We start from the raw sequence: 22,323 nt of genomic DNA, 5'->3' as shown, positions 1-22,323 counted from the left end.
GCAACAAATTCAATGTCAATTTCTGGTTCAAGCAGCGTCCTTGCGGGAACGCGTGGCGATTTGAAAACGGTAAATCGGACGCAAAACCTCCCGCTTGAAACGATCGGTCACCGCCATCTTCTTGCGTCCGCCACCGATCGTGCTGCCACCCAAATTCGCGGAAACCTCCTGCACGCATGAGGGCTGCATCACCACCACGCGAACTCCGGTGACCCATCGCATTTGAATGAAGGCGTCCACTGGACGATCAATCTGCTCCGAAGCGGCCAGTAACTTTTCGGCTGCCGCGCGTGTCACCAGTTGGGCCGATGTCCGCAGCGGAATCACATCGGGACACAGCAGCGACCACTTTGACTGCCGTGCCATCACTCGATGCGGAGTGGAAAACGGACGCACTTGAAATTGCACGTAGTCCCCCGGTTTGGCATGGTCACTGGCGAAAGCCAGCGACTCTTCAAAGCCCGGTTCGAATTCGATGTCGTCCTCGACGATCAACGTTTGCTCCCAGCCCTCGTCAACGATCCGTTGCCAGATGCCTCGATGACTGAGGAAGCACCCGACTTCACCGACGTTCAGTGAAAACGGATACGAAGGCGAATGCAATCGCGGCTCGACCCAACGCTGCAGTTCTTCGGCGGGCAACAGCTTGCCGTCAACGGCTTCATGAACCGCGCAGGGCACCGGGCAGGTTTGCAGAATCCGCTGAACCTGCGGTTGCCGTGCGGTCGCTCGCCGCAACGTCACAACGAGAGCTTGAGACACGTTCATGTTTTCGACCTCGTGGGAAATCCATTCGAGTGCGTGGTCGTGATTTCGAGAATGCGTTACCAAGTGATTGGACGTGATCCGCTCACCATTTGGAGCGGGACGTCTCAGGCCGCGGTCCGCTCGGACGCGACTTCTTCGGGAACCGTTGCGTCAGCGCTCCAACTTGGATCGTGGCTCAACCAGTAATCACGAACCCAATCCACGGGACCGTGACCAAATTTGCGTTTGGTTCCCCAGCGATAGTCGCCTTCTGGCACGACATCAATCGGCCGAGGATTGCCGTGGAAGACCACCACCTTGGCCTTCGCAGGACGCTTGATCTTGGGAAAAACCTGGTTGATGGGGTAGTACTTCAGGCAATGCCACTTGAAGCTCGCCGTCCAGGCAAACGGCCAGTAGCTGACGTCATCGACATTCTCGGTCAGGAAATCTTGGTCGAGGTGAAAGCGTTCAAAACACTCTTGTTGGTGCTCGTTGAATCGTCGAAACAACTCGGCTTGTTCACCAGGATAGAACCCCAGAATGGATCCCTGAACGCCACGGTCAGGACGCATCATCAAGGGAGCCAAACTCCAAAGCGTTGGATTCCATTCTCGCAACGCGTGGAAACCTCGTTTGGCTTCCAAACGATCAAAGAACCCATCCAGGTTCTGATTGACCATCACGTCAAGGTCCAAATACAGCGTTGGCTCGTCGGCAGGCAAAACCCCCGGTGCCAGAATCGACAACTTGGGCCAACAACCTTTTTGCTGACGCTCCAAAGGAATGCCCAAGTCAGGCATCTGAATTCCTTCGACCCCATCGGTTAATCCAGCCACATTGTCTGTGACGCAAACAAAACGGTGAGGACGGTTCAAATTGGCCGCCACAGCATTTCGCAACACCGTGACATACGATGCTGGGAATGCGTCCAGCCAGCGAGTGCAGACAACCGTCGCCATGGTCTCGCCTTCCTTGGTGAGAAATGGGGGGGAAGAGTTCCCGTCAAAAGAACGAGAACGATGTGTTTCCCGCGGAGATTAGCGAACACCACCTGCCACGACCAGACTGATCTTCGCATCTTCGGAACCCTTCGGCACTTGCGTCAATTTCGGCTCTGAGCTGGCAGCCCATCGTCGCTGGGCACGAAAAACGCGTCAAAATCGCTCCCCGAATTCGCGGTTCCCCGCTTGGTCCAAGCGTGCTTTCAGTTCGTCACGCTGCGTTTGCTTGTGGAAGAAAACCAGCGACTTGCCCCCACGACGACCATCAACCGCGTTTTGGCCGCGGAATCTTGGTGCCTTTGCTGGCCCCCGTTTTCTTGGCCCCGCGACGACCGCGTCCGCGGCCGCCTGATTTGCCAGCCGATTTCTCGTCGACGATTTCCACGTCGGAAAGTGGTTTTCCAATGTGCTCTTTGAGCTGCAACACCCGGTCTCGCAATCTTGCTGCACGCTCGAACTCCAGGTCCTCCGCCGCGGACAACATCTCCTGCTCGAGCTTGTCGACGTACTCGATCGTGATGTAGGTGGGTTCGCCGCTGTCCTGCGCCTTGCGGGTCGAATCTTTGTGGTTGGCCGCGTCGGTGTTGATGCCTTTGCGAATCGCTTTGAGAACGGTCTTCGGCACGATTCCATGCTTGGTGTTGTATTCCATCTGGATCACACGGCGACGCTCGGTTTCGTCGATCGCCATCTGCATCGAATTGGTGACCTTGTCGGCATACAGGATCACACGTGAGTTCGCATTCCGAGCCGCACGTCCAATCGTTTGGATCAAACTGGTTTCGCTGCGCAAGAAGCCTTCTTTGTCCGCATCCAAGATGGCCACCAATGACACCTCAGGAAGGTCGAGGCCCTCTCGAAGCAAGTTCACACCGACCAAGCAATCGAACTGGCCGGCCCGCAGTTCCTGCAACAAATCCACTCGTTCGAAAGCGTTCAGTTCACTGTGCAACCATCGGCAACGAACACCTTGTTCTTGGAAATAATTGGCCAAGTCCTCCGCCAAACGTTTCGTCAGCGCTGTGACCAGAACTCGTTCATTGCGTTCCGCACGAATGCGCACTTGTTCCAACAAGTGTGTCACTTGCCCGTGCGCCGATACGATCTCGACCTCGGGATCGAGCAAGCCTGTGGGGCGAATGATTTGCTCCACCACTTCGCCGCCGGTGCGTTCGAGTTCATAGTCGCTGGGCGTTGCACTGACGAAGCAAATCTGTCCGGTGCGTTCTTCCCATTCATTGAACTTCAGCGGCCGGTTGTCGAGCGCACACGGAAGCCGGAACCCGTGTTCAACCAACGTGATTTTTCGACTTCGGTCACCGGCGTACATCGCCCGAACCTGAGGCACGGTCACATGCGACTCGTCGACGAAGGTGATGAAGTCCTTGGGGAAAAAGTCATACAACGTGTCCGGGGTCGCACCGGGTTCTTTGCCTGAGAGCGGACGCGAGTAATTTTCGATGCCGGGACAATGCCCGACTTCGGCCAGCATTTCCAGATCGAACTTGGTACGCGCCGACAATCGCTGCGCCTCCAGCAATTTCCCTTGCGACTGAAAGATCTCGAGTTGCTGCGCCAGTTCTTCTCGCAGACTTCGGATCGCCCGTTGGATGCGATCTTCCGGCATCACAAAGTGCTTGCACGGATAAATGTAAAGGTGCTCGACCGTTTTGATGGTCTCGCCCGACGTCGGATTGATCAGCGAGATTTTCTCGATCTCATCGCCCCACATCTCGATCCGATAAGCAAACTCCTCGTAGCTGGGCCACAGCTCGATCGAGTCCCCACGCACACGAAATTTCCCGCGTTCAAATTGGATGTCGTTGCGTTGGTATTGCAGATCGACAAACTTCAACAGCAAGTGATCGCGGCGGGTTTGTTCACCTTGATGCAGATCGACGACCAATTGCCGGTAATCGTCCGGGGATCCCAGACCGTAGATGCTGCTGACCGAGGCCACAATGACGACATCGCGGCGGCTGACCAGGGAACTGGTGGTTGCTAATCGCAGTCGATCGATTTCCTCGTTGATCGAAGAGTCTTTCTCGATGTAAACATCGCGCTGAGGAATGTAGGCTTCGGGTTGGTAGTAGTCGTAGTAGCTGACGAAATAATGGACCGCATTGTTGGGAAAGAACTCCTTGAACTCCCCATACAACTGCGCGGCCAGCGTTTTATTGTGGCTGAGGATCAACGCGGGACGCTGGACGGCCGCGATCACGTTGGCCATCGTGTAGGTTTTCCCGGTCCCGGTCGCTCCCAGCAATGTCTGCGCGGTCTTGCCGCTTTGGATGCCTTCAATCAACTTGGCAATCGCCGCTGGCTGGTCCCCCGACGGTGGGAACGGCTGGTGCAAATCAAAAGCGGCCGGCTCGAGTTTGGTGGTGCTCATGCCTGCACTTTAGCAAACTGTCCAATCATCCGGCACAGACCCACCGCCGCCGATTCTCGCCCCTGATTTCCAACGCACTGCCATGGCGAAGCTGTATTTCTACTATTCCACGATGAACGCCGGGAAATCCACGGTTTTATTGCAATCCAGTTACAACTATCGCGAACGGGGGATGAACACGCTGATCCTGTCCCCGGAGATCGACACCCGGTTCGGCAGCGGCAAAGTCGCCTCGCGAATTGGCATTGAATCGGAATCCGTTTCGTTCAACACCTCGGACAACCTGCTGGAAATCGCCCGGGAAGAAACACGATCCCATCCGCTTCACTGCGTGCTCGTCGACGAGGCTCAGTTTTTGACCCGAACCCAGGTGAGACAACTCAGCGACGTTTGCGACGACCTGGACATCCCCGTGCTGGCCTATGGATTGCGAACGGATTTCCAGGGCAATCTGTTCGAGGGCAGCGAACATCTGCTGGCCTGGGCCGACACGCTGACGGAACTCAAAACGATCTGCCACTGCGGTCGCAAAGCCACGATGGTGCTGCGAGTGAGTGAATCCGGCCAAGTGATCCGCGACGGCGAACAGGTCCAGATCGGGGGCAACGAGCGATACCAAACGGTTTGTCGCCGCCATTTCAAAGAAGCGATCTACCAACGCTCCGAAGACGAACTTCCCCTGCTGGATTCCAACGAACCCCGTCAATCGGAACGTTGAGCCATCCAGGGGAAGCGTTGTTGCCAGCGAGCAACACGTCCTACCCCGGACAAGCCTCGGTCGACTATTCTGGGGCCATGCAAGTCTCACAAGAATTGATCGATCGTGTTCTGCGACTCGTTCACGCGGCGGAATACCGCCCCAGCAAACCCAAACAAATCGCTACCCTGCTGGAACTCGACGCGGACGGTTACCGCGAAGTCCGCCGGGTGATCAAACAATTGGTCCTCGAAGGCCGACTGATCTACGGTGGCAACCACTTGGTCGTCGCCGCTGCGGCCGTCGGTGGTCCCACCGACCAAATTCGTGGCACGTTTCGCCGTGCGATGGGCGGCGGCTTTGGTTTCGTTCGCCCCTCCAGCGGCGGTGGCAGTGCCGACGCGGATGTTCCCGAGGACGTTTTCGTTCCCCCAGGCATGACCGCCGGTGCCCTCGAAGGTGACCTGGTCGCCGTGACGATCGAACCCAGCCGCCGGGGCGGGATCGAAGGCAAGGTGGTCGAGGTGCTGCAGCGCGCACGTCGCCAATTCACCGGCACCTTTTTCTCCTCCCCACAACCTGACCAACCCGGTGCCGACACAATCGAAGGTCCCGTCGTTTACTTGGACGGCGTTCATTACGAAGCGCCGGTCAGCGTCGGCGACGTGCGAGGGCTGCCCCTGCAAGATGGCGACAAGATCTTTGTCGAGATTGTGGACTTCCCCGATGAAGAAACGGGCGGCGGCGAAGCCGTCATCCTGGAACGTCTGGGAAGCAGCAAGAACCCGGCGATCGACACCCTGACGATCATGCGGCAATACGCGCTGCCCGATGAGTTCCCCGAAGAGGTCCTCGACGAGGCTCGCGATCAAGCCGATGCATTCGACGACGACATCGTGCCGGCAGGCCGCAATGACCTGACGGACATGCTGACGATCACAATCGACCCTTTCGATGCACGTGACTTTGACGACGCGATCTCATTGCAACGTGAAGAGGGTCGATGGCGGTTGTGGGTGCACATCGCCGACGTCAGTCACTTTGTTCCACCTGGAGGCAAACTGGACGTCGAAGCGCGTCGTCGCGGGACCAGCGTTTACCTGCCCGACCGTGTGATTCCGATGATCCCCGAGATCATCAGCAATCACCTGGCCTCGCTTCAGCCGGAACGCATGCGACTGGTGAAGACCGTCGAGATCGAAATGCTGGATGACCTGACAATCACTCACAGCGAGGTTCACAACGCCGCCATCCGCAGCGACAAACGGTTCAACTACGAGCAAATCGATCAGTTCCTCGCATCGCCCGCCGCGTTCCAGAAAGAGTGGGGAGGACCGATCTGCGAACTGCTGACCCAAATGCATCAGCTCGCGATGCAAATTCGCAAGCGTCGCTTCCAAGCCGGTTCGCTGTCGATGGACATGCCTGACATCAAGCTCGAGCTGGATCGAATGGGCAAGGTCAAAGGCGCCTACCAAACCGAGAACACCGAGAGCCACCAGATCATCGAGGAGTTCATGCTGCTCGGCAACGAAGCCGTTGCGACTTGGTTGGATGACCAGGAACTCAATTTCCTGCATCGCATTCACGCGCCACCTGAACGCCGGAAACTACGGCAACTGACCAGCTTCGTCAAAGACCTCGGCTTGGGAATTGACAACGTCGAAAGTCGCTTCGAAATCCAAGCGGTCCTGGACAAGGTCGCCGGAACCACGCTCGAAAACGCTGTCAACTTTGCAGTGTTGAAAAGCATGAGCAAAGCGGTCTACGGGCCGCACCGCGAAGGCCATTACGCACTCGACAAAGAACACTACTGTCACTTCACCAGCCCCATCCGCCGGTACCCCGACCTCAGCGTTCACCGCTTGGTGCAGCGACTGATCGAGAAGAAACCCACCCCCGATGAATCCTTCGCGGAGTTGGTCAAACTCGGGCACGAGTGCAGCGATGCTGAACGCAATGCCGCCCAAGCCGAACGCGAATTGATCCAGTTGAAACTGCTTCACTTCCTGAAAAAGAAACAGGGAGAAACACTCGAAGCCGTGATCAGCCGGGTCTTCGCTGATGGCATTCACGCCCGCTGCCTGAAGCTTCCCGTTGACGGTTTCATCCCCGTCACAGAACTCCCCGGCGATCAATATCGATTCGAACGGCGCGGGCAAGTCCTGACGGGGTTCAAAGAAGGCAACCGCTTCCGGTTGGGAGATCACCTGACGGTCCGAATCGGCAAAGTCGATTTGCAAGACCGGCAACTGTACCTCGATGTGGTGAAGAACCACTCGGCAGGTAAAAGCGATCCACGCGGTCCAGCCGGCAGCAAGTCGAAGACCTCGCCTCTCAGGCACCAGAAAAAGTCCGACCGACGCGACAAGAAAAAACGCCGTCGTCGCTAGGTCAGTGGTGGTTGGTCACCATGTGGCCGAACACTTGAAATCACGGTGGGGACACCGTGCCACAGGTTTTGTATCACTTCCATCGTTGCCATGAACGTTCTCATCCTCACCGGTGCCGGGATCTCCGCGGAGTCCGGCATCCCAACCTTCCGAGACGCCAACGGATTGTGGGAAGGCCACGCGTTCGAAGAAGTCGCCACGCCACAGGGATTCGCTCGCAATCCTGAGTTGGTACAAGAGTTCTACAACCAACGTCGCCGAGCGTTGTTGAACCCTGAGATCCGCCCCAACGCAGCGCATGTCGCACTGGCGGAATTCGAACGCGACCACCTCGAACATGGACGGGGTGATTTCCTGTTGGTGACCCAGAACATCGACAACCTGCACCAACGCGCCGGCAGCCAGAACGTGCTGGCCATGCACGGGCAATTGCTGCAAGCCCGATGCACCTACACCGAAGAGGTCTTTGACTGGACCGCAGACCTGACCGCTGACACACCGCACCCAGAAGATCCTGACAACGATGCCCTGCGAGGTTGCTTGCGGCCCAATGTTGTCTGGTTCGGCGAGATGCCGATCGGGCTGACACGCATCGAGAAAGCCGCCACACAAGCTGATTTGTTCCTCGCGATTGGAACATCGGGCGTTGTGTATCCCGCCGCCGGTATCGTCGCTCAAACGTCCCCAGAATGCCGCCGAATCGAAGTCAACCTGGACGACACACCCGCGTCGAATGCCTTCGACGAAACCATTCGTGGGTCCGCCAGCGTTGAAGTCCCCAAGCTACTGAATCACTTCAAGGCGATGTAAACATCGGTGATCAGATCTTTGGTTTCGGTGGTTTCCGGGTCGTTGCGATAGACCTCACAGCCAATCGCCTTGGCCATCTTCATTTTCTTGTACCGGATGAACTGGATTCCGCCGGACCAAGCGTTGCCGAGATGCGCGTAGTCCCCCACGTGCCGGACCAACAGAAACTTCCCTGCCGGCACGGTGTCAGCCACGCAGTCCGTCGGAACGGGCGTGCCCGCATCGGCCAAGTAACCTGCCGTGTAATCGAACCATCGTTTGCGCAGGTCCGAGGTCGTGTGATACAGGCTGGCCCACTCTTGCACGCGTTCGTCATCGGCGCGACAGTGTGGTTTGACGCGTTCCAGCGTCGCGGTCATGTGGCGACCGATGTCATCCATCGTGCAGCCACCTCGTTGGCCAATGATCCTGCGATCGGGTTCGTTGACCACACCTTTGATCTCAAGCTTCGAAAGCACTTCGCCGGTTTCGACAAACTGCTTGAACATCAACAACCCTCGCTCGTAGTCCATCCCCACGAACATTTCCATCATCGATCGCATCCAGAACAAAAACCAAGGCAACTTGCCTCGCATGTGCCAGGTGATCTTGGATCCCGGTCGACCATCCGTCGCGACCGGTTCGATCTTGAACTCCACCTTGGATCGCGACTTGAACGGTTTGATGAAAGCCAGGTCGGCTTGAACCGAAGCGTTCGCCGACGAGTTCTTCGGCGGCTGAAGGTCACGATGCACCATCGAGCCCTCCCCGACCAATTCGCCTTTCCAGCGATAAGTCGCACCGACTTCGTTTGATGGCTCGCTGACGGTCACCTCCGCATCGGGATCCACCTGCAACCAAGGCGACCAACGGGTCCAGGTCGAATAGTCCCTGACCGCGTCGTAAACATCGCGAATATCAGCGTCAATCGTCTGGGACCGCTGAACATGAAAAGCAGGCATGGTGAGTTATCCCTTGGGAGTGACAGGCGTAACGACGCGGCACATCCTAACTCAGTTTGGTTCCCAGACGGGCCACGCTCGCCGCCCCCCCCCTTCAGAGATCGACCACCCCCTCCTTGCCCATGCTCTGCCAATCCATCTCGCCTGCGCCCCAAAATCGGAAGCGGACTCGGAGATTCAGGGAGCCTCCCCTGAACAAGACAACTCGAGCAGGCTTCGAATGCCTGGCCCACCCAGCTACACTGGCTCGTTCGCACGTGAGCCAGGCGGCACGCCTCAACCTTCTCCAGGTGAATCGGAAGGGGGGGGAGCCAAAAGCAAAAGCCAGTCGCTCGCATGCGAGACAATGCCCCGTTATCGCATAGCGAATGACGATTCGCCTCGGAAGGAGCGACTGGCTGGCGAAAAAATAGCGAGCGGCAGAATCCCGGGTGCGCAAAAGAGGCGCAAACGGGTTCCATTTCAACGAAAAAGACAGGTTTTTGAATGGCTCACGCCAACGCTCAGCTCAAGCAGGTTCGCCAAAGTTTAGGGTGGTCGCAGCTGCAACTCGCGATGCGGGCAGGCGTGTCCTCGCGGACCGTCCAGTTCGCAGAATCCGGTCAAAATGTTTCTCTCGGTACCATGCGCCGAATCGCCACTGCACTGGGGATGGAATCGGACCAATTGATTCGCATCGACCCCGGCACCGGCCAAGATGCGTTCGCGGATTTGCCCTGGTCCATTGCCGACCGCTTCCGAACCCATCGCCGCTTCGATCAGGGCAGCCTGTGCCGCAACGAAGCCGAGGTCATCGAGATCGTTCGACAATTGCGAGAGAACTTCAGCATTCAAATTCAAAAATGGGGTTCGACGCAAAGCCAGCATCACGCACTGTTGCGTGACAAAGCGATTGACGAGGTGTACTTTCGCTACGAACAAAGGTACGTCGAATTGTGGCGAAGGAATCCAGCCTGCATTCGCTTGGATCGCTATGACGAGACCGTCGGTGGAGTCAGCATCACGCTGCCGTTGACGGCGGAGTCCTTTCGCGCGTTCCGGGCCGGAGAATTAGCCTGGCTGGACATCTCGGCGGACGACCTGGTGGATCAATCGCAATACTTGTTGCTCGATTCCGTCACGGAGTTCACCAACCAGTGTCGTCGTCCCTGGTATCAGGTCACAGAGTCACTCAGTCTTGTCGCGTTCACGCAGGTCGCGGCGCTGGCAGAGCATCCCAATCGGTCTGACTTCGAAATGGTCTCGTTTTCAGCAAGCCCTCTGAACGAGCGAAGGCTGAGCACGATTGGCTTCGTCGCCGAACCAGCCGCTGAACCAGAGTTCGACTACCCTCTCTTTTGGTTCGGGGAAGATTCGCGAATTTTGACGAAGGAAGAGTATTCGAATTGGTCCACGTTCAAGCACTTCACGACATTGATCAAATCCGTTGACAAGGCGTCCCTTCGCCGACGGATGTTTCAAAATCTTCTGTCGATGGTCAAGCGGCTGCAGCGGCCAGCGAAACGTTCGCTTGTTCGCCGGGCTGCGTGAACGCTGCCGCGTTCCACTTCGGCTTTTCCATCCATGACATGCCGCTTCGCGACATGAATTCATAGTGCTCGACCGGCTGGCAACGAACTCCGGTTGGCAACGACGTCATCGCCGACCAACTCAAGCTGTTCACCGAAACCGGCGCACTCGACGACCGTCCGCTCCGCTGCTGAAGCTCAATGGCTCGACCACACTCACGCCAGAATCCGGTGTGGTTCATCCAGTCTTCCGGTTGCCATTGTTCGAGCCACTGCAGAGCCCCCTCGCCGTACAGCGACGGGTTGCCGTGAATGTGATACCCGGTGCCGAACGATTCAATGCGATCGTGGTTCTTTCGTTTCTCTCCGCGAAAGCGAACCTGGTCGCTCGCCCCGGAATCTCCGCCGAACCGGTTCTGCGCCGCATCCAATTCCAATCTCGGATCGACCAATTGGTAAATCGGCCGTGACTCCTGATCGCGATGCATCGACGCCATCAGCGTGTGATCCAGTTCCGCCACCCCGTAAGCTTGCAGCACCGACAGGCGACAACCTCGCTCAGCCAACCATCCATCCACGCTTCGCTGCAAAGAGGCAGGCAATGGGTACCCGCCCGTCGCCCAAAGCAATTCGCTAGGCCAATCCATTTGGGTTCTCAGAGCTTGGATCAACAGATCCGCCCCGGCCAACGGTTGAGCGACAAACACCACCCGTCGATTCTCCGCTGCCGCCAGTCGCAAGGCGCGAGTGCAGGTGGGCGGATGCAGGTAGGTGATCACGCGAGTCATCGACTCCATGCCACCCAAGGATGCCGGGTAAGCGTCCACCACCAACGACTGCGATGGATCGACGAAAAACGGTTGCAGCGACGGAAAGGTGCTCACCAGTCGCTGCATCTTTTCAGCCGGCTGCCCACTGTCGATGACCCGAAACTTGTAAGGGTCCAGCGACGTGGACCCGGCAGAGTAAGAGAGGATTTTTCCGTTCATGCCACCGCCTCCAATCCCAGCGAGCCAACTTTGGCGACCGCACCGGTTTGGGCAAACGATCCACAGCACAGCTCCACAAGCGATTGTTGATTCACTTGTTTGGGAATGCCATCGAACAGATCCTGGCAATACGAACGCTGACTCGCATCCACGGCCATCAACAACACGTTGCTTGGCGTTTGCAATTCGGGATGAACGAAGTCAAACCCAGGCAGATACGTGAACCCGATGCGGCGGTAAAACGCTTGCATGCGCACGTCCGCGTTGACGATCGAGATCCGTTTCCCCATGCTCAGCTGATCTTCCCAAGCACGACGGACCAGCGTCCGAAGAGCTTGAATCGGTGTGCTCGGCCCACGTCGAATCCGCAACTTGCAAGTCGCGATCAGCTCGTCGCAATGCTGTTCCAACAAGACCGCGGGATAGTGATCCTCACAATCCAGCCGACCATTCGCGGCTGCCTGAACCGTCAGCGCCCCGAGCGACTGACCTTGCCATTTCAAAAGGTAGTGATGGCTGTATTCGTCGTAGCCATAAACGGTCTGCTCGGATCCATCTCGACGGATCTCCTGAATCACGTCGAACAACGGATCGGTTGTTCCCAAACAATGCAACACATCCATGTGTCGATTCCAACATTTTCAAAGTGAGCGACGGCCCTTCCCTCACAGGCGAAGAAAGTCATCCGATCGTGTGTCACTAACAACCCTGGGACGGATCCAGCAACGTGAAAATTTGTCACCACTCATTTGCGCATCCGGATGGAGTCCCCCCAACTTTCTCGCCAAGTGTCTTCGCAAGCAACAGGAGGTCCCAGCATGGGCTCCACCGAACCCCCTCCTTGAAAACGCGCTGCCCCCCCCCAAAGGAAGCATGGCCTTGGATTGAAAACCCAAGGCTTCCGTCGCTCCGCGACTGGTTGCGTGTGTCCGGCTGAACCAACAACCGCGGAGCGGTGACATCCGTCAGCCTCGGGTTTTCAACCCGAGGTCTCGGTCGTCACCCCTTCCGCTCGTCCAGCCGCGGAGCGGCGACAGGTGGCGAGCGATGAGCTGGGAGGATTGCAAATTGCGAATTTCAAAGTGCAAATTTCAAAATGGGGGCGGGCTAAAAGATCGCGGGTGCATGATCCGTGGGCAATCATCGCGATGGATGGGGCCGTCGTAGGAATTCGGTTTGGGACCTCGTTCAAGCGTCCGGTTTCCAGCGGGCATTGGAGCCCCTTGAGAACGGGAACGCGGCTCGCACCTTCGAGCCCTCACCGAGTCGCGCGCAGACCGAACTCGATCACATCAAATTGACGGGGTCGATGTCGACAAGGAACTCAATTTCTTCTTTGGGGTCGACTTTGAAATCGGCCAAACCACGCCGGATGACTTCCCCGACAACCGCGGCTTCGGTGGCTTGCAACAACAAGTGAAAACGATACTTGCCGCTGATTTTCACGATCGGTGGAGGTGCGGGACCGAGAATGCGGACCTCCGCTTGGAGTAGATCACGGGCCTTTTCCAAGCGGTCGACAATCGCGTCGGCCACGGACTCGGTTTTGTCTTCCAGGGGACCGCGAATGATGATCCGAGCCACACTGCCCAGCGGCGGGTAGTTGAACTTCTTGCGGTTGACCATTTCGTCTTCGACGAACTTCAAATAATCGTGCCTCGCCGCGGCTTGGATCGCGGGGTGCTCCGGCGTGAACGTCTGCACAATCACCCGCCCACCGCGATCGCCACGTCCGGTTCGACCAGCGACCTGGGTGACCAACTGGAACGTTCGTTCCGCGGCCCGGAAGTCAGGGAAGTGCAACGCCGAGTCCGCGTTGATCACACCGACCAACAACACGTTGGGAAAGTCCAACCCTTTCGCGATCATCTGCGTGCCAAGCAACACGTCAATTTCACCGGCCCGAAACTCCGACAGCACCCGCTGGTGACTGCCGGCACGCTTCATCGTGTCACTGTCCATTCGAGCGATGCGAGCATCAGGGAAGCGGGCCTTCGCTTCCATTTCCAATCGTTGCGTGCCCAGGCCGCCGTAACGAATGCCATCGAAACGACACGCGGGACACCAAGGCGGCGTGGGAATCGTGTAATCGCAGTAGTGACACATCGCCTTGCCACCGTCACGGTGGTGGGTCAGGGGCATGTCGCAATCTGGGCAGGCGCACACGGTGCCGCACGCGGGACACTGGATCGTCGTCGCGTAACCACGTCGGTTGAGCAACAGAATCGCCTGGCCTTTTTCCTTCAACGTTTCCACCACGGCAGCGTGCAAGGGACGGCTGATCGCGCCGCCTTTGCCGCGTTCTTCTTTGACTCGCAAATCGACCAACTGAACATCAGGCATCGGACGATTGCCGACCCGCTCCGACATCGTGACCAGTTCCGCATGCCCGGTTTGCGTCGCATGCCAAGCTTCCATCGACGGCGTGGCCGACCCCAGCACCAACGGAATGCCCAGCGCCATCGCTCGGGCATGCGCCACCTTGCGCGCGTGATAGCGAGGCTGTTTGTCTTGCTTGAAGGAGGTGTCGTGTTCTTCGTCGATCACGATCAGTCCCAGGTTCGGCAGCGGTGCAAAGACGGCACTGCGAGGCCCGATGACAACTTGAACTTCCCCTCGACGAATCCGCTGCCAGTGGAAGTGACGTTCCGAAGCGGACATTTGACTGTGCAGCACCGCAACGTTCTCGAAACGATCCTCGAACCGTCCTCGGGTCTGAGGCGTGAGGCTGATCTCGGGCACCAACACGATCGCCGATCCCGCTTGCTTGACAACATGCTCGATCGCCTGAATGTAGACCTCCGTCTTGCCGCTGCCGGTCACCCCGTGCAGCAACAACGTCCGACCGCGTCCGCTGTCGACCGCTGAATTGATGCGAGACAACGCGTTCTCTTGCTGGGCTGTCAGCTCATGCAATTTTTTGGTTTCGCCATCGTTGGACTGGGCCCGAATGCGGATGTTCTGACTGAGCTCTCGTCGCACCTCGGTCACCAACAACTCCTTCTTTCGCAACCGCCGAATGGGGTCTTCGGTGCACTCGGCCATGATCGCGAGTTCTGCCGCGGTCATCGGTCGATCTTGAGCGATCAAGAACCGCATCGCCGATTGCTGCTTGGATGGCAGCTTGGCAATTTGCTCTTCGGTCAGCCCCGGTGCCGGTCGGAAGTAAGTCGTTTTCCGCGTGCCCGCGTTGTCGCGAACGCTGGCAGGGATCAACGTGTCAAAGACCTGGCCAGCGGGGACCTGGTAGTAATGAGCGATGAACATCACCAACCGAACCAGCGCCGCATCGCACAGCGGTTCGTCATCGATGACCTCGGCCACGTCCCGAAGTTTTTGCTGCGCCGCGTTGCCCGTCTTGATCGACACGCACCAACCGGGGGTTGGCTTTTTACGATGCCCCAGTGGCACGCCCACACGCATCCCCGGGCGGAGGACATCCAGCAAGTCATCCGGGATTCGGTAGTCGTAAGGCCCGTGTGGCGATCGAGCGAACACGATCGACGCAAGCTGAACGTCTTCGCCAACCGTCAACTCCCACGGGGGAGGATCGGTTTCGAACAATTCGTTCTGGGTCGGTTCGGACGAGGACGAGTCAGCGGGCACGGAAGCGGCGGCAAAAGGAGGCAAGTTCAGAGTCGGATCGCCCAGATTGGACAACGATGATTCAGACAACATAACGTGTGAGCTCCTTTTCTTCCCGGCGGGCGCAAGATAACCCATCCATCATCGCCCTCACCCGTGACACGTCTGGTCACACGCCTTGCCTGCCCTGCCCTGCCCCGCCCCGAATCGCCTTCTCTTTCTCTTTCTCGCCGCGACGCTGCGATTCGCATGGCCGGCGATCGTTCCCTGATGATGGATGACACCATCCCAAGGTCCGTTCTCGCCAACGGTTCGGCCCACTCGCTCACACTCCACCCAAATGGCTTGGCCCAAAGAGCGAAACGAATTTCAAACGGATCAGGACGGCAGCGTTTCAGTGACGCAGCGGGACACCCGTTCACGAGGGTGCGGCGTGATCGCTCGGCCAGGAAGCGTTGTCAGCACGACGCAGATGGTTTCGGTGGTGGGATCGGCCCAGCAAATGGTGCCGGTCGAACCGGTGTGCCCGAAAACGTCGCTACGGTCGGGGCCCTTCAAATCGCTCCCCAAATCAAATCCCAACCCCCGCGGTTTGATGTTGGGCGGATTGTGGTTTGCAATCATGGTGCGTGCTGTCTCGGCTTGCAGCATCTTTCCTTCCGGATGCAGGAACGCATTGAGAAATTCAGCGACATCCCCTGCCGATGCGAAGACGGTGCCCCAAGGAGCTCCCAGCTGACGCCAAAAATCGCTATTCCAATCCCAATTCTTGGTGGTGGGGTCTCCCGCGCCCGATTCCGGTGCCGCATGTTCGACCTGACTCCGCATCAAGGAGTCTTTGTCCAGTTGACCGATCCCCAAAGCGGTCTGTTCGAGCCCCAACGGCTGACAGACCACTTCGTCCACCAAGGTGGCAATGGGCTTTTGCGAGATCCGCTGAGCCACTTCAGATGCCACCAAAATGGCCATGCTGGAATAGCTGTATCTTGCCCCAGGTTGGAACAGCAACGGGGTTCGAATCGCGGCAGCAATGAAATCCGACAAAGACGCATGAGCCGCTCTCAGTTTCGCGTTCTCGGGCAACTGATCGGGCAGTCCAGAAACATGCGTCAAGAGTTGCCGCATCGTGATCGATTCTCGGCCATTCCCTTTGAACTCAGGCAGAAATTTGACGGTATGATCATCCAGTTTGAATTCACCCGCATCGAGCAAAGAGAGGATCGCCGCCACCGAAATAGGCTTGGAAATCGACCCCAGCAAAAAGCTGGCGTCCACCGATGCCCGCTCTCCAAAAGCTTGCGAAACAGCATCGTTTTTTCGACGCACACAAAACGTTGCGGACTCAACGAGCCCAGAGGCAGTCGCTTGTTCCAGTACGTCCGCGGCAACATCGAAACGGCCCTCTCGGAAGGCAGCAAACAAGGGTGTCCCCATGGCCAAGCCCAGTCCGGCTTGAAGAACTCGGCGGCGTTTCATGATTCAACTCTCGACGGTGGAAGAACATCGGCCCCAACAGGAAAGAACTCGTCCGCCGAATGATAACCCAACCGCGATCCGTCGGTGCGTGACGCGCCCCACGGCTACCTGCTCACACCCCCTTCAGGATCGCCGCATCAAAGCCACCGCGGAGCGGTGAAAGGACCAGGTGAGCGCGAGCAGCGTGCCTGCCAATGGGATACGTGGGTGGAACTCTCGCGAGAGCAACGCGACCGCAACCCACCTGACGTGAGATGCATTTCGACGGCCCCATCCGGGGCGGCGTTGTGATCTCCGCCAATGTTCTCGGGGCTTCCACCCCGAGCTAAGAACGCGGACTCCTCCGGAGCCATGCAGGCACGTTCGCCCCGGATGGGGCCGGCATCAGTAGCTCGGGGTGGAAGCCCCGAGACCGTTGTTCGTCCCGCCCTGCCCTTCGATCTCGCCGGCTATTTGACCGTGTGATTGGTGCCGTTGAGTTCATTGAGAGCGCGGTTGATCACGCGGACGGTGTACTTGCCATCGGCGTAGAACTCTTGCCTTGGCTCGAGTGCTTCTTGCATCGAATTGATGACCGGCAACGCCTTCTCATCGATCTCGTCGAGCACGATCGCGGCTTGCAGTCGCTCCCACTGAGCACCGTCCGCCAATGTCTCCGCCAGGACAGAGAGAGCCTTGCTCCTGGCTTCGGGATTGCTGGCGATCGCTCCTCATCGAACGCTGACACTATCTACCTGCTCTCGCTCTTTGTGGACTCGAAAACCAAGGTCGATCTCCAACACCATTCGGTCGTCAGAAAACTGCGACTGCAGAGATCGATGCCGCTCCAGTTCAACGGCCCCTCCGGGGGCCGTCGAACGCCCGAGATCACCTCGATCGGAACGAACCGCCTGCCCAAAAAAACTTGACGGGCCCCCTTGAGCCCCCTACTGTGGGTAGATCGCCGTTCGAATGAGCGGAGACATGCGTTCCCTGAGAATCTTACTCGCAGGTGGAAATGACATGAATGCCGACAGTCACTCTCGATGGTCCTCAGGTCAAACCGGCTGGAAGCGGGTTGCAGTTTCTCTCCGAAACCTGACCGCGTCCGCCACCGCTGAACGAAGCGGCAATCGAGACTTGATTCCCAAGCAACGTTCCCTCCGGATGGAAACGCTTCAGCCGCGAGAAATGCTGGCAGGGGACTCCGCTTCCGCAATGCAGTACACCGCTGGTGCGACCGTGCCCGCCGAAATTGCTTCACCCGGTGAGAGCGATAACGAAGAGGGCGAGCAGTTTGCGGCGAACGACGCCGGCATGTCTGGCAACGTCGTTCTCGGAGATGTCAACGGCGACGGATCACTGACAACGCTTGATAGCTTGTTGATCGCAAATGCTTTGAACCAGCTTCCGTCCGAAGCCCGTCCGATGGAGTACGACTTGAATCAAGATTCACAAGTTGACCAGTCGGATTGGGAGGTTGTGATCCAGCATCTGTCCGTCAATATCCCCTCGTATGAACGAATCGACCCGTATTCGAGTGAGGATGCTGTTTGGAGCGAAGATGCGGTTCCTTGGTCACCCACATCAGGCGCATGCGACTACAACGTTCGATGTGCCGAAGACCACAATGAAGGGCAAACGGGCGACGGTTCCTCTTCGAACGATCCAAACGGATCCAGTCACGGGACGACAAGCAACCACTGCTTTTACCAACGCTGCTCGCCAACCGATGGTGGCACCAGTCCTTCTGACAACAGTTCATCAGGAGGTTCAACGAATCCTTGGGGGCCCGACCACCCCTGGGGATCTGGGGGCGGTTCCAATGGCGGTGATGGATCGCAACCGAGCGACGACGACGGTGAAGATGAAAGTCCGTCTAGCACGGATTCAGGCAGCAACCCTTGGGGCGATCCAACGGGTGGAAACACCGGCGATGGTGGGACGGGGGGTGGTGAGACAGGCGGTGGCGGTGTGACCGGAGACAGTCCATCCGGCACAAGTGGAACCGGGGAAACCGATGCACCGGACGAGTCAGACGGAACCGGCAATGGACCGACCAGCGGAGGTCCGCAATCACCTTCCGATCCGAATCCCCCGCTGCCCGCACCCAATCCGCCATCCGACCCGTCTGGGTCGGATGGCACAGAATCGTCCGGTGGCAGCAACCCTGACCAAAACGAGCATCCCGACCAACCCGAGACTTACGAGGTTGTGGCAACACGAATCGGAGTCTTCGGCGGAGACATGACTTCTGAAAATCCGACAATCCACTCAGTTCGTGAAGGACAGTGGCTTGAAATCGGAGGCCATATTGATGGTCCGATCGACGATTACCAAAACCCGTTTCCTGGCATCGTCCCAACACTGACCATTCGAGCGGATCTAAATGCAGACGGTGCCTTCGACGAAAACGAAATCGTTCAAGTCAGGAATTACGGGCCCGGTTGGATTCGGGACCCCACCGAATCCTACGACTACTACACTGGCTTTTACGTTTCGTTCCCAGTGCCGGACGACGGCCCATCACCAGGAAATGGGCAACCCGAGGATGAAATCAAAATCGAAATGGAACTCGAAAGGGTTCAGAACTCCTCTGCTCCCGTACTGAATATCGACCCGCAGTTTTCCGGTCGCCCAAGTGTCAACTATGGCGTCAATGATTCGGGGAAATCGATCGCCAGGCTGCAAGTCAGCGTCTTCGACGAAGGCGTTTTTGACTCGCATCGCGCCATCGTGCACTGGGCCGATGGCGTCACCACAGAGGCGTGGGATCAAGTCGATGAGATGGCGAACGACTACGTTCCCACCCACCACAAATCTGTCTCTCTCGAACGTGTGCTGTCGGGCAATGAAGGAGACCTGCTACCAGCCACGATCAACTTGTTTGATGATGACTTGGGAACCGCCCAATACATCATTCAAGCCGATGATCTATTGCGAAACAACGATGACGACAATCAAAACGAAGTCGATGACTTGCTGGACAGTGGCTTCTCCGACGATGACCTGATTTTCCTGTCTCTCGATGGCTTAACGGGCAGTTTCACCGAACCGGCCACAGGGGAACTGGTTCTGCACTACGACGAGAACCGCATCCGACTGTGGGATACCCGCGACAAGGATAACCGCATCCTTCCCAACCGGGATGAGGACACGCCCTTGGACATCGGAGCAGGGATTCCCTACGACGGACGAAGTTCGGTGTTCGTCGAAGGCCTCGGCGTAGGCAAAACTCGACTCACAATGGCGTGGCGAGCGTTCGAACAAACGTTCGCTGAACGAGAGCAAAACCCTCGTCCAGCATGGACTCCCACCAGCATCGTACTGGGGCACAATGACTTGATTGTGTGGGGCATCGATGTCGATATCGACAGCGACAACAACAACGGACTGGATCTGCCGGACAACAGTGAAACGGAAGAATACCTGGAAGCCAATGAGTTTGGACTGGGGAAATTGGTGTTCCCGACGGCATCGGATTACACCCCCGTGCGTGTCCGATTGCCGGCGGGACTGGATGTCAACGACCCGGCCTTGAAAGCGACGATCGAATTTGGGGCCATTGGTCAATCGGGAGAAATGCATCTATGGAACGCCAGGAAAGGTGCCCCGAACCGAACCCCAGGTGCGATCGCGGATGGAGGGAATCGCATCTATGACAATGATGAATTGACGTTGGCCGACCTGGGCTACAACCCCGCAACCGGTGCCTTCACAGTATTCATCGAGGCCATCAATCCGTTCGACCGTCATCAAGTGAAAAAAGGAGTTGATGAAGGAGGCAAACCCGACGACCGCATCAATGTCGTGATGGCTGGACTGCAGGGCGTGGACGTCTCCGACGAAGTGAAGTACATGCTCGTCGAACCGGACTCGTTCTACCCCCATCTGCAAAGCACTCGAGCATTGCAAAGTGCAATGGCATCCGAAGCGGTTTACGGGTCGGATGGGGGTCGCTTCGCGTTGAAGAAGTTGTCAGCGGCGGAACTGATCGAGATGGGATTGCCGGGTGCGATTGTCGCCAAGATTGGTGATTCTTCCGGCATCCCTGGCTTCCAAGCCGAGGTCTACTTGAATCATATAACGCTTCAGTACGTCTTGGCATTTGCCGGCACGAACGACGCCTACGACATCATTGATGACATTTGGCAAGGACTCGGTCAGCATTCTCGTCAATACACTGCCGCCATCGAAATCGCAGACGCAATCGGAAGAAACGAAGACCTGGCTCGCAACACCATCACCACAGGCCACTCGCTGGGCGGAGGACTTGCAACCGCCGCTTCTGTGGTCGCAGCACTTCCTGCCGACACCTTCAACGCGGCCGGATTGCTTGAAGAAACGTTATTGGCACGAAACAACGAAGGCGAATTACTCAATCCACGACAGGAAATCGTTCCAGGGTCACTCGGCAGATACCATGCAAACGGTGCGGGTTTGATACAAGCCTATTACCTGGACTTTGACCTCTTGAGTTTCGTTCAAGACAACACACCACTGCAAAATGCCATCGGTGAACGGCACCTGATGGATGGCCCGATCGATCTGGAAGTGGCAATTCAAACCGGCATCCTCACCGCTCAACTTGTCAGTGGTGTCGGCTGGGGAACCATTTTCCTAAACATGGGCAAGCTTGGCTACAAAATGGGCATTGCTCACACGACCCTCTACTATCAGTATGGCTTGATGTTCGACGAGAACACGGGATGGGATATTTATGGTTACGAATTCTAAGCAAGTACGCAGGTGTCTTCGGCGAGGTGATCCGTTTGGCGCCAGCCACGTTTCGCACGCACAACCGGGGCGAGCGTCCAAACGGCTCACGCGATTAAACCCAAGCATCCCCGCTTACCTGCGCAGGTCCTGCACGCCTTTTGGCTGGCCAGCAATTTTCACTCTCGCAGTTTGCCTTGTATCCTCGGGATGCAATGAAGCCTCTCAGCTTGCTAAGAACTTGTCTTCCAAACGCACCTTCCACGAGAAGTTCGGCTTGAACGCAAAGGATTTCTTTGACGATCCTGAAGTAATCAAGCTATGCGAGGCCATCGAGAAGAATGATACAGCCGAGATGCAGCGTTTGATTGACATCGGTACCGATGTGAACGCAAAGGGGCGCGACAATGCCACCCCACTGCTGTGGGCGTACTTTGACAACGAACCCGAGCGGTTTGAGATGCTGCTTGTGGCCGGTGCCGATCCAAACGTCAAGCTCACTGGAGATCTGGGAATCCCGTCAGCTTTTGAGCAAGGCGAATCCGTCACCTGGCTCAGCGCCAAAAGCGAATTTCAAAAACAATTCAATTTGGTGATGTCCAATGGTGGTGATGCAAACATCACGGACCGTTGGGGAGATCCGGTCATCCACGAATTGATTTTGTTCGGCGGAGGGAACGTGAAGTCTCGATTGCTTACGCTGGCCGAACATGGAGCCGACATCGATGCAGTCGATACCATGGGGTCGTCACCGTTGACCCATGCAATCAGCGCTTACGGTCAATACGAAGTGGCACACGTTCTGTTGGACCTGGACGCAGATCCAAGAATACGGGAGAAGAAGTCGATTGGCCCTATGCACTCGATGGTTCGGGCAGCTGAGCGTCGGGAATACATGCCAGCAACACAGAAGGCAGCGTTTGACAGTTTAATGAAACGACTTGAAGACCTCGGAATGAGTCAAGAGGATGCTGAGGCCGATTGGGAGCGATGGTCGCGACGCCTTCCTCCGTTTTAAGGTTGGTTGAGAGCACGTGTTGCGTTTACTGCATCATCTGACTGGGTCACACGACACCCTGATTGCTC

15 protein-coding genes are annotated in these 22,323 nt (G+C 57.3%); 6 read left to right on the top strand and 9 right to left on the bottom strand.

Going from position 1 to position 22,323, the window contains the following annotated elements:
• Positions 1 to 27 precede the first annotated feature (27 nt).
• The 3 genes from PSR62_RS06895 to uvrB all read right to left on the bottom strand — a co-directional run bounded on the left by PSR62_RS06895 (position 28) and on the right by uvrB (position 4,143).
• Positions 28 to 768, bottom strand: coding sequence for a glycosyltransferase family 25 protein (locus PSR62_RS06895; RefSeq protein ID WP_274407065.1), 741 nt, complete (start codon positions 766 to 768; stop codon positions 28 to 30).
• Between the two features lie 104 nt (positions 769 to 872).
• Complete coding sequence (locus PSR62_RS06890) at positions 873 to 1,709, bottom strand: glycosyltransferase (protein WP_274407064.1); 837 nt, start codon at positions 1,707 to 1,709, stop codon at positions 873 to 875.
• A 307-nt stretch (positions 1,710 to 2,016) separates the two neighbouring features.
• Complete coding sequence (uvrB, locus tag PSR62_RS06885; RefSeq protein ID WP_274407063.1) at positions 2,017 to 4,143, bottom strand: excinuclease ABC subunit UvrB; 2,127 nt, start codon at positions 4,141 to 4,143, stop codon at positions 2,017 to 2,019.
• Between the two features lie 82 nt (positions 4,144 to 4,225).
• On the opposite strand from uvrB, the gene PSR62_RS06880 reads away from it, so the two are divergent.
• From PSR62_RS06880 to PSR62_RS06870, 3 genes are all read left to right on the top strand, one after another.
• Positions 4,226 to 4,861, top strand: a complete 636-nt coding sequence (locus tag PSR62_RS06880) for a thymidine kinase (protein ID WP_274407061.1) — start codon at positions 4,226 to 4,228, stop codon at positions 4,859 to 4,861.
• Positions 4,862 to 4,938: 77 nt separating this feature from the next.
• Positions 4,939 to 7,233, top strand: coding sequence for a ribonuclease R family protein (locus tag PSR62_RS06875; protein ID WP_338020177.1), 2,295 nt, complete (start codon positions 4,939 to 4,941; stop codon positions 7,231 to 7,233).
• Positions 7,234 to 7,323: 90 nt separating this feature from the next.
• Positions 7,324 to 8,043: an SIR2 family NAD-dependent protein deacylase gene (locus PSR62_RS06870; RefSeq protein ID WP_274407059.1), complete on the top strand. Its 720-nt coding sequence runs from the start codon at positions 7,324 to 7,326 to the stop codon at positions 8,041 to 8,043.
• On the opposite strand, the gene PSR62_RS06865 is transcribed toward PSR62_RS06870, so the two are convergent.
• The gene (locus tag PSR62_RS06865; RefSeq protein WP_274407058.1) at positions 8,025 to 8,984 is read right to left on the bottom strand and encodes an SRPBCC family protein; all 960 of its coding nucleotides are present in this window, start codon (positions 8,982 to 8,984) and stop codon (positions 8,025 to 8,027) included. The genes PSR62_RS06870 and PSR62_RS06865 overlap by 19 nt on opposite strands.
• Before the next feature lie 486 nt (positions 8,985 to 9,470).
• On the opposite strand from PSR62_RS06865, the gene PSR62_RS06860 reads away from it, so the two are divergent.
• A complete protein-coding gene (locus tag PSR62_RS06860; RefSeq protein WP_274407057.1) occupies positions 9,471 to 10,514 on the top strand; it encodes a helix-turn-helix domain-containing protein in 1,044 nt (347 codons plus the stop codon).
• Here the strand turns inward: PSR62_RS06860 and PSR62_RS06855 are convergent.
• The 5 genes from PSR62_RS06855 to PSR62_RS06835 all read right to left on the bottom strand — a co-directional run bounded on the left by PSR62_RS06855 (position 10,462) and on the right by PSR62_RS06835 (position 17,192).
• Complete coding sequence (locus tag PSR62_RS06855; RefSeq protein ID WP_274407056.1) at positions 10,462 to 11,481, bottom strand: hypothetical protein; 1,020 nt, start codon at positions 11,479 to 11,481, stop codon at positions 10,462 to 10,464. The genes PSR62_RS06860 and PSR62_RS06855 overlap by 53 nt on opposite strands.
• Positions 11,478 to 12,104, bottom strand: coding sequence for a hypothetical protein (locus PSR62_RS06850; protein WP_274407055.1), 627 nt, complete (start codon positions 12,102 to 12,104; stop codon positions 11,478 to 11,480). Before PSR62_RS06850 ends, PSR62_RS06855 begins: the two co-directional genes overlap by 4 nt.
• A gap of 664 nt (positions 12,105 to 12,768) precedes the next feature.
• The gene (gene priA, locus PSR62_RS06845; protein WP_274407054.1) at positions 12,769 to 15,159 is read right to left on the bottom strand and encodes a replication restart helicase PriA; all 2,391 of its coding nucleotides are present in this window, start codon (positions 15,157 to 15,159) and stop codon (positions 12,769 to 12,771) included.
• Positions 15,160 to 15,444: 285 nt separating this feature from the next.
• On the bottom strand, positions 15,445 to 16,542 hold the full coding sequence (locus tag PSR62_RS06840; protein ID WP_274407053.1) for a serine hydrolase domain-containing protein: 1,098 nt from the start codon (positions 16,540 to 16,542) through the stop codon (positions 15,445 to 15,447).
• A gap of 449 nt (positions 16,543 to 16,991) precedes the next feature.
• Positions 16,992 to 17,192: a hypothetical protein gene (locus tag PSR62_RS06835; protein ID WP_274407052.1), complete on the bottom strand. Its 201-nt coding sequence runs from the start codon at positions 17,190 to 17,192 to the stop codon at positions 16,992 to 16,994.
• Between the two features lie 313 nt (positions 17,193 to 17,505).
• Here PSR62_RS06835 and PSR62_RS06830 point away from each other — a divergent pair, with 313 nt between their 5' ends.
• Both PSR62_RS06830 and PSR62_RS06825 read left to right on the top strand, forming a co-directional pair.
• The gene (locus tag PSR62_RS06830) at positions 17,506 to 21,258 is read left to right on the top strand and encodes a dockerin type I domain-containing protein (RefSeq protein ID WP_274407051.1); all 3,753 of its coding nucleotides are present in this window, start codon (positions 17,506 to 17,508) and stop codon (positions 21,256 to 21,258) included.
• A 334-nt stretch (positions 21,259 to 21,592) separates the two neighbouring features.
• On the top strand, positions 21,593 to 22,255 hold the full coding sequence (locus tag PSR62_RS06825) for an ankyrin repeat domain-containing protein (protein WP_274407050.1): 663 nt from the start codon (positions 21,593 to 21,595) through the stop codon (positions 22,253 to 22,255).
• Positions 22,256 to 22,323 lie beyond the last annotated feature (68 nt).

Source organism: Rhodopirellula sp. P2, assembly GCF_028768465.1.
Classification (GTDB): domain Bacteria; phylum Planctomycetota; class Planctomycetia; order Pirellulales; family Pirellulaceae; genus Rhodopirellula.
The sequence above is the reverse complement of the archived record's forward strand: the minus strand, read 5'-3'. Positions and strand labels throughout refer to the sequence as shown.

Excerpts from the sequence above, each read along its gene's own strand:
- PSR62_RS06895 (WP_274407065.1), bottom strand. The coding sequence starts at position 768 with ATGAACGTGTCTCAAGCTCTCGTTGTGACGTTGCGGCGAGCGACCGCA.
- PSR62_RS06890 (WP_274407064.1), bottom strand. The coding sequence starts at position 1,709 with ATGGCGACGGTTGTCTGCACTCGCTGGCTGGACGCATTCCCAGCATCG.
- uvrB (WP_274407063.1), bottom strand. The coding sequence starts at position 4,143 with ATGAGCACCACCAAACTCGAGCCGGCCGCTTTTGATTTGCACCAGCCG.
- PSR62_RS06880 (WP_274407061.1), top strand. The coding sequence starts at position 4,226 with ATGGCGAAGCTGTATTTCTACTATTCCACGATGAACGCCGGGAAATCC.
- PSR62_RS06875 (WP_338020177.1), top strand. The coding sequence starts at position 4,939 with ATGCAAGTCTCACAAGAATTGATCGATCGTGTTCTGCGACTCGTTCAC.
- PSR62_RS06870 (WP_274407059.1), top strand. The coding sequence starts at position 7,324 with ATGAACGTTCTCATCCTCACCGGTGCCGGGATCTCCGCGGAGTCCGGC.
- PSR62_RS06865 (WP_274407058.1), bottom strand. The coding sequence starts at position 8,984 with ATGCCTGCTTTTCATGTTCAGCGGTCCCAGACGATTGACGCTGATATT.
- PSR62_RS06860 (WP_274407057.1), top strand. The coding sequence starts at position 9,471 with ATGGCTCACGCCAACGCTCAGCTCAAGCAGGTTCGCCAAAGTTTAGGG.
- PSR62_RS06855 (WP_274407056.1), bottom strand. The coding sequence starts at position 11,481 with ATGAACGGAAAAATCCTCTCTTACTCTGCCGGGTCCACGTCGCTGGAC.
- PSR62_RS06850 (WP_274407055.1), bottom strand. The coding sequence starts at position 12,104 with ATGGATGTGTTGCATTGTTTGGGAACAACCGATCCGTTGTTCGACGTG.
- priA (WP_274407054.1), bottom strand. The coding sequence starts at position 15,159 with ATGTTGTCTGAATCATCGTTGTCCAATCTGGGCGATCCGACTCTGAAC.
- PSR62_RS06840 (WP_274407053.1), bottom strand. The coding sequence starts at position 16,542 with ATGAAACGCCGCCGAGTTCTTCAAGCCGGACTGGGCTTGGCCATGGGG.
- PSR62_RS06830 (WP_274407051.1), top strand. The coding sequence starts at position 17,506 with ATGCGTTCCCTGAGAATCTTACTCGCAGGTGGAAATGACATGAATGCC.
- PSR62_RS06825 (WP_274407050.1), top strand. The coding sequence starts at position 21,593 with ATGCAGCGTTTGATTGACATCGGTACCGATGTGAACGCAAAGGGGCGC.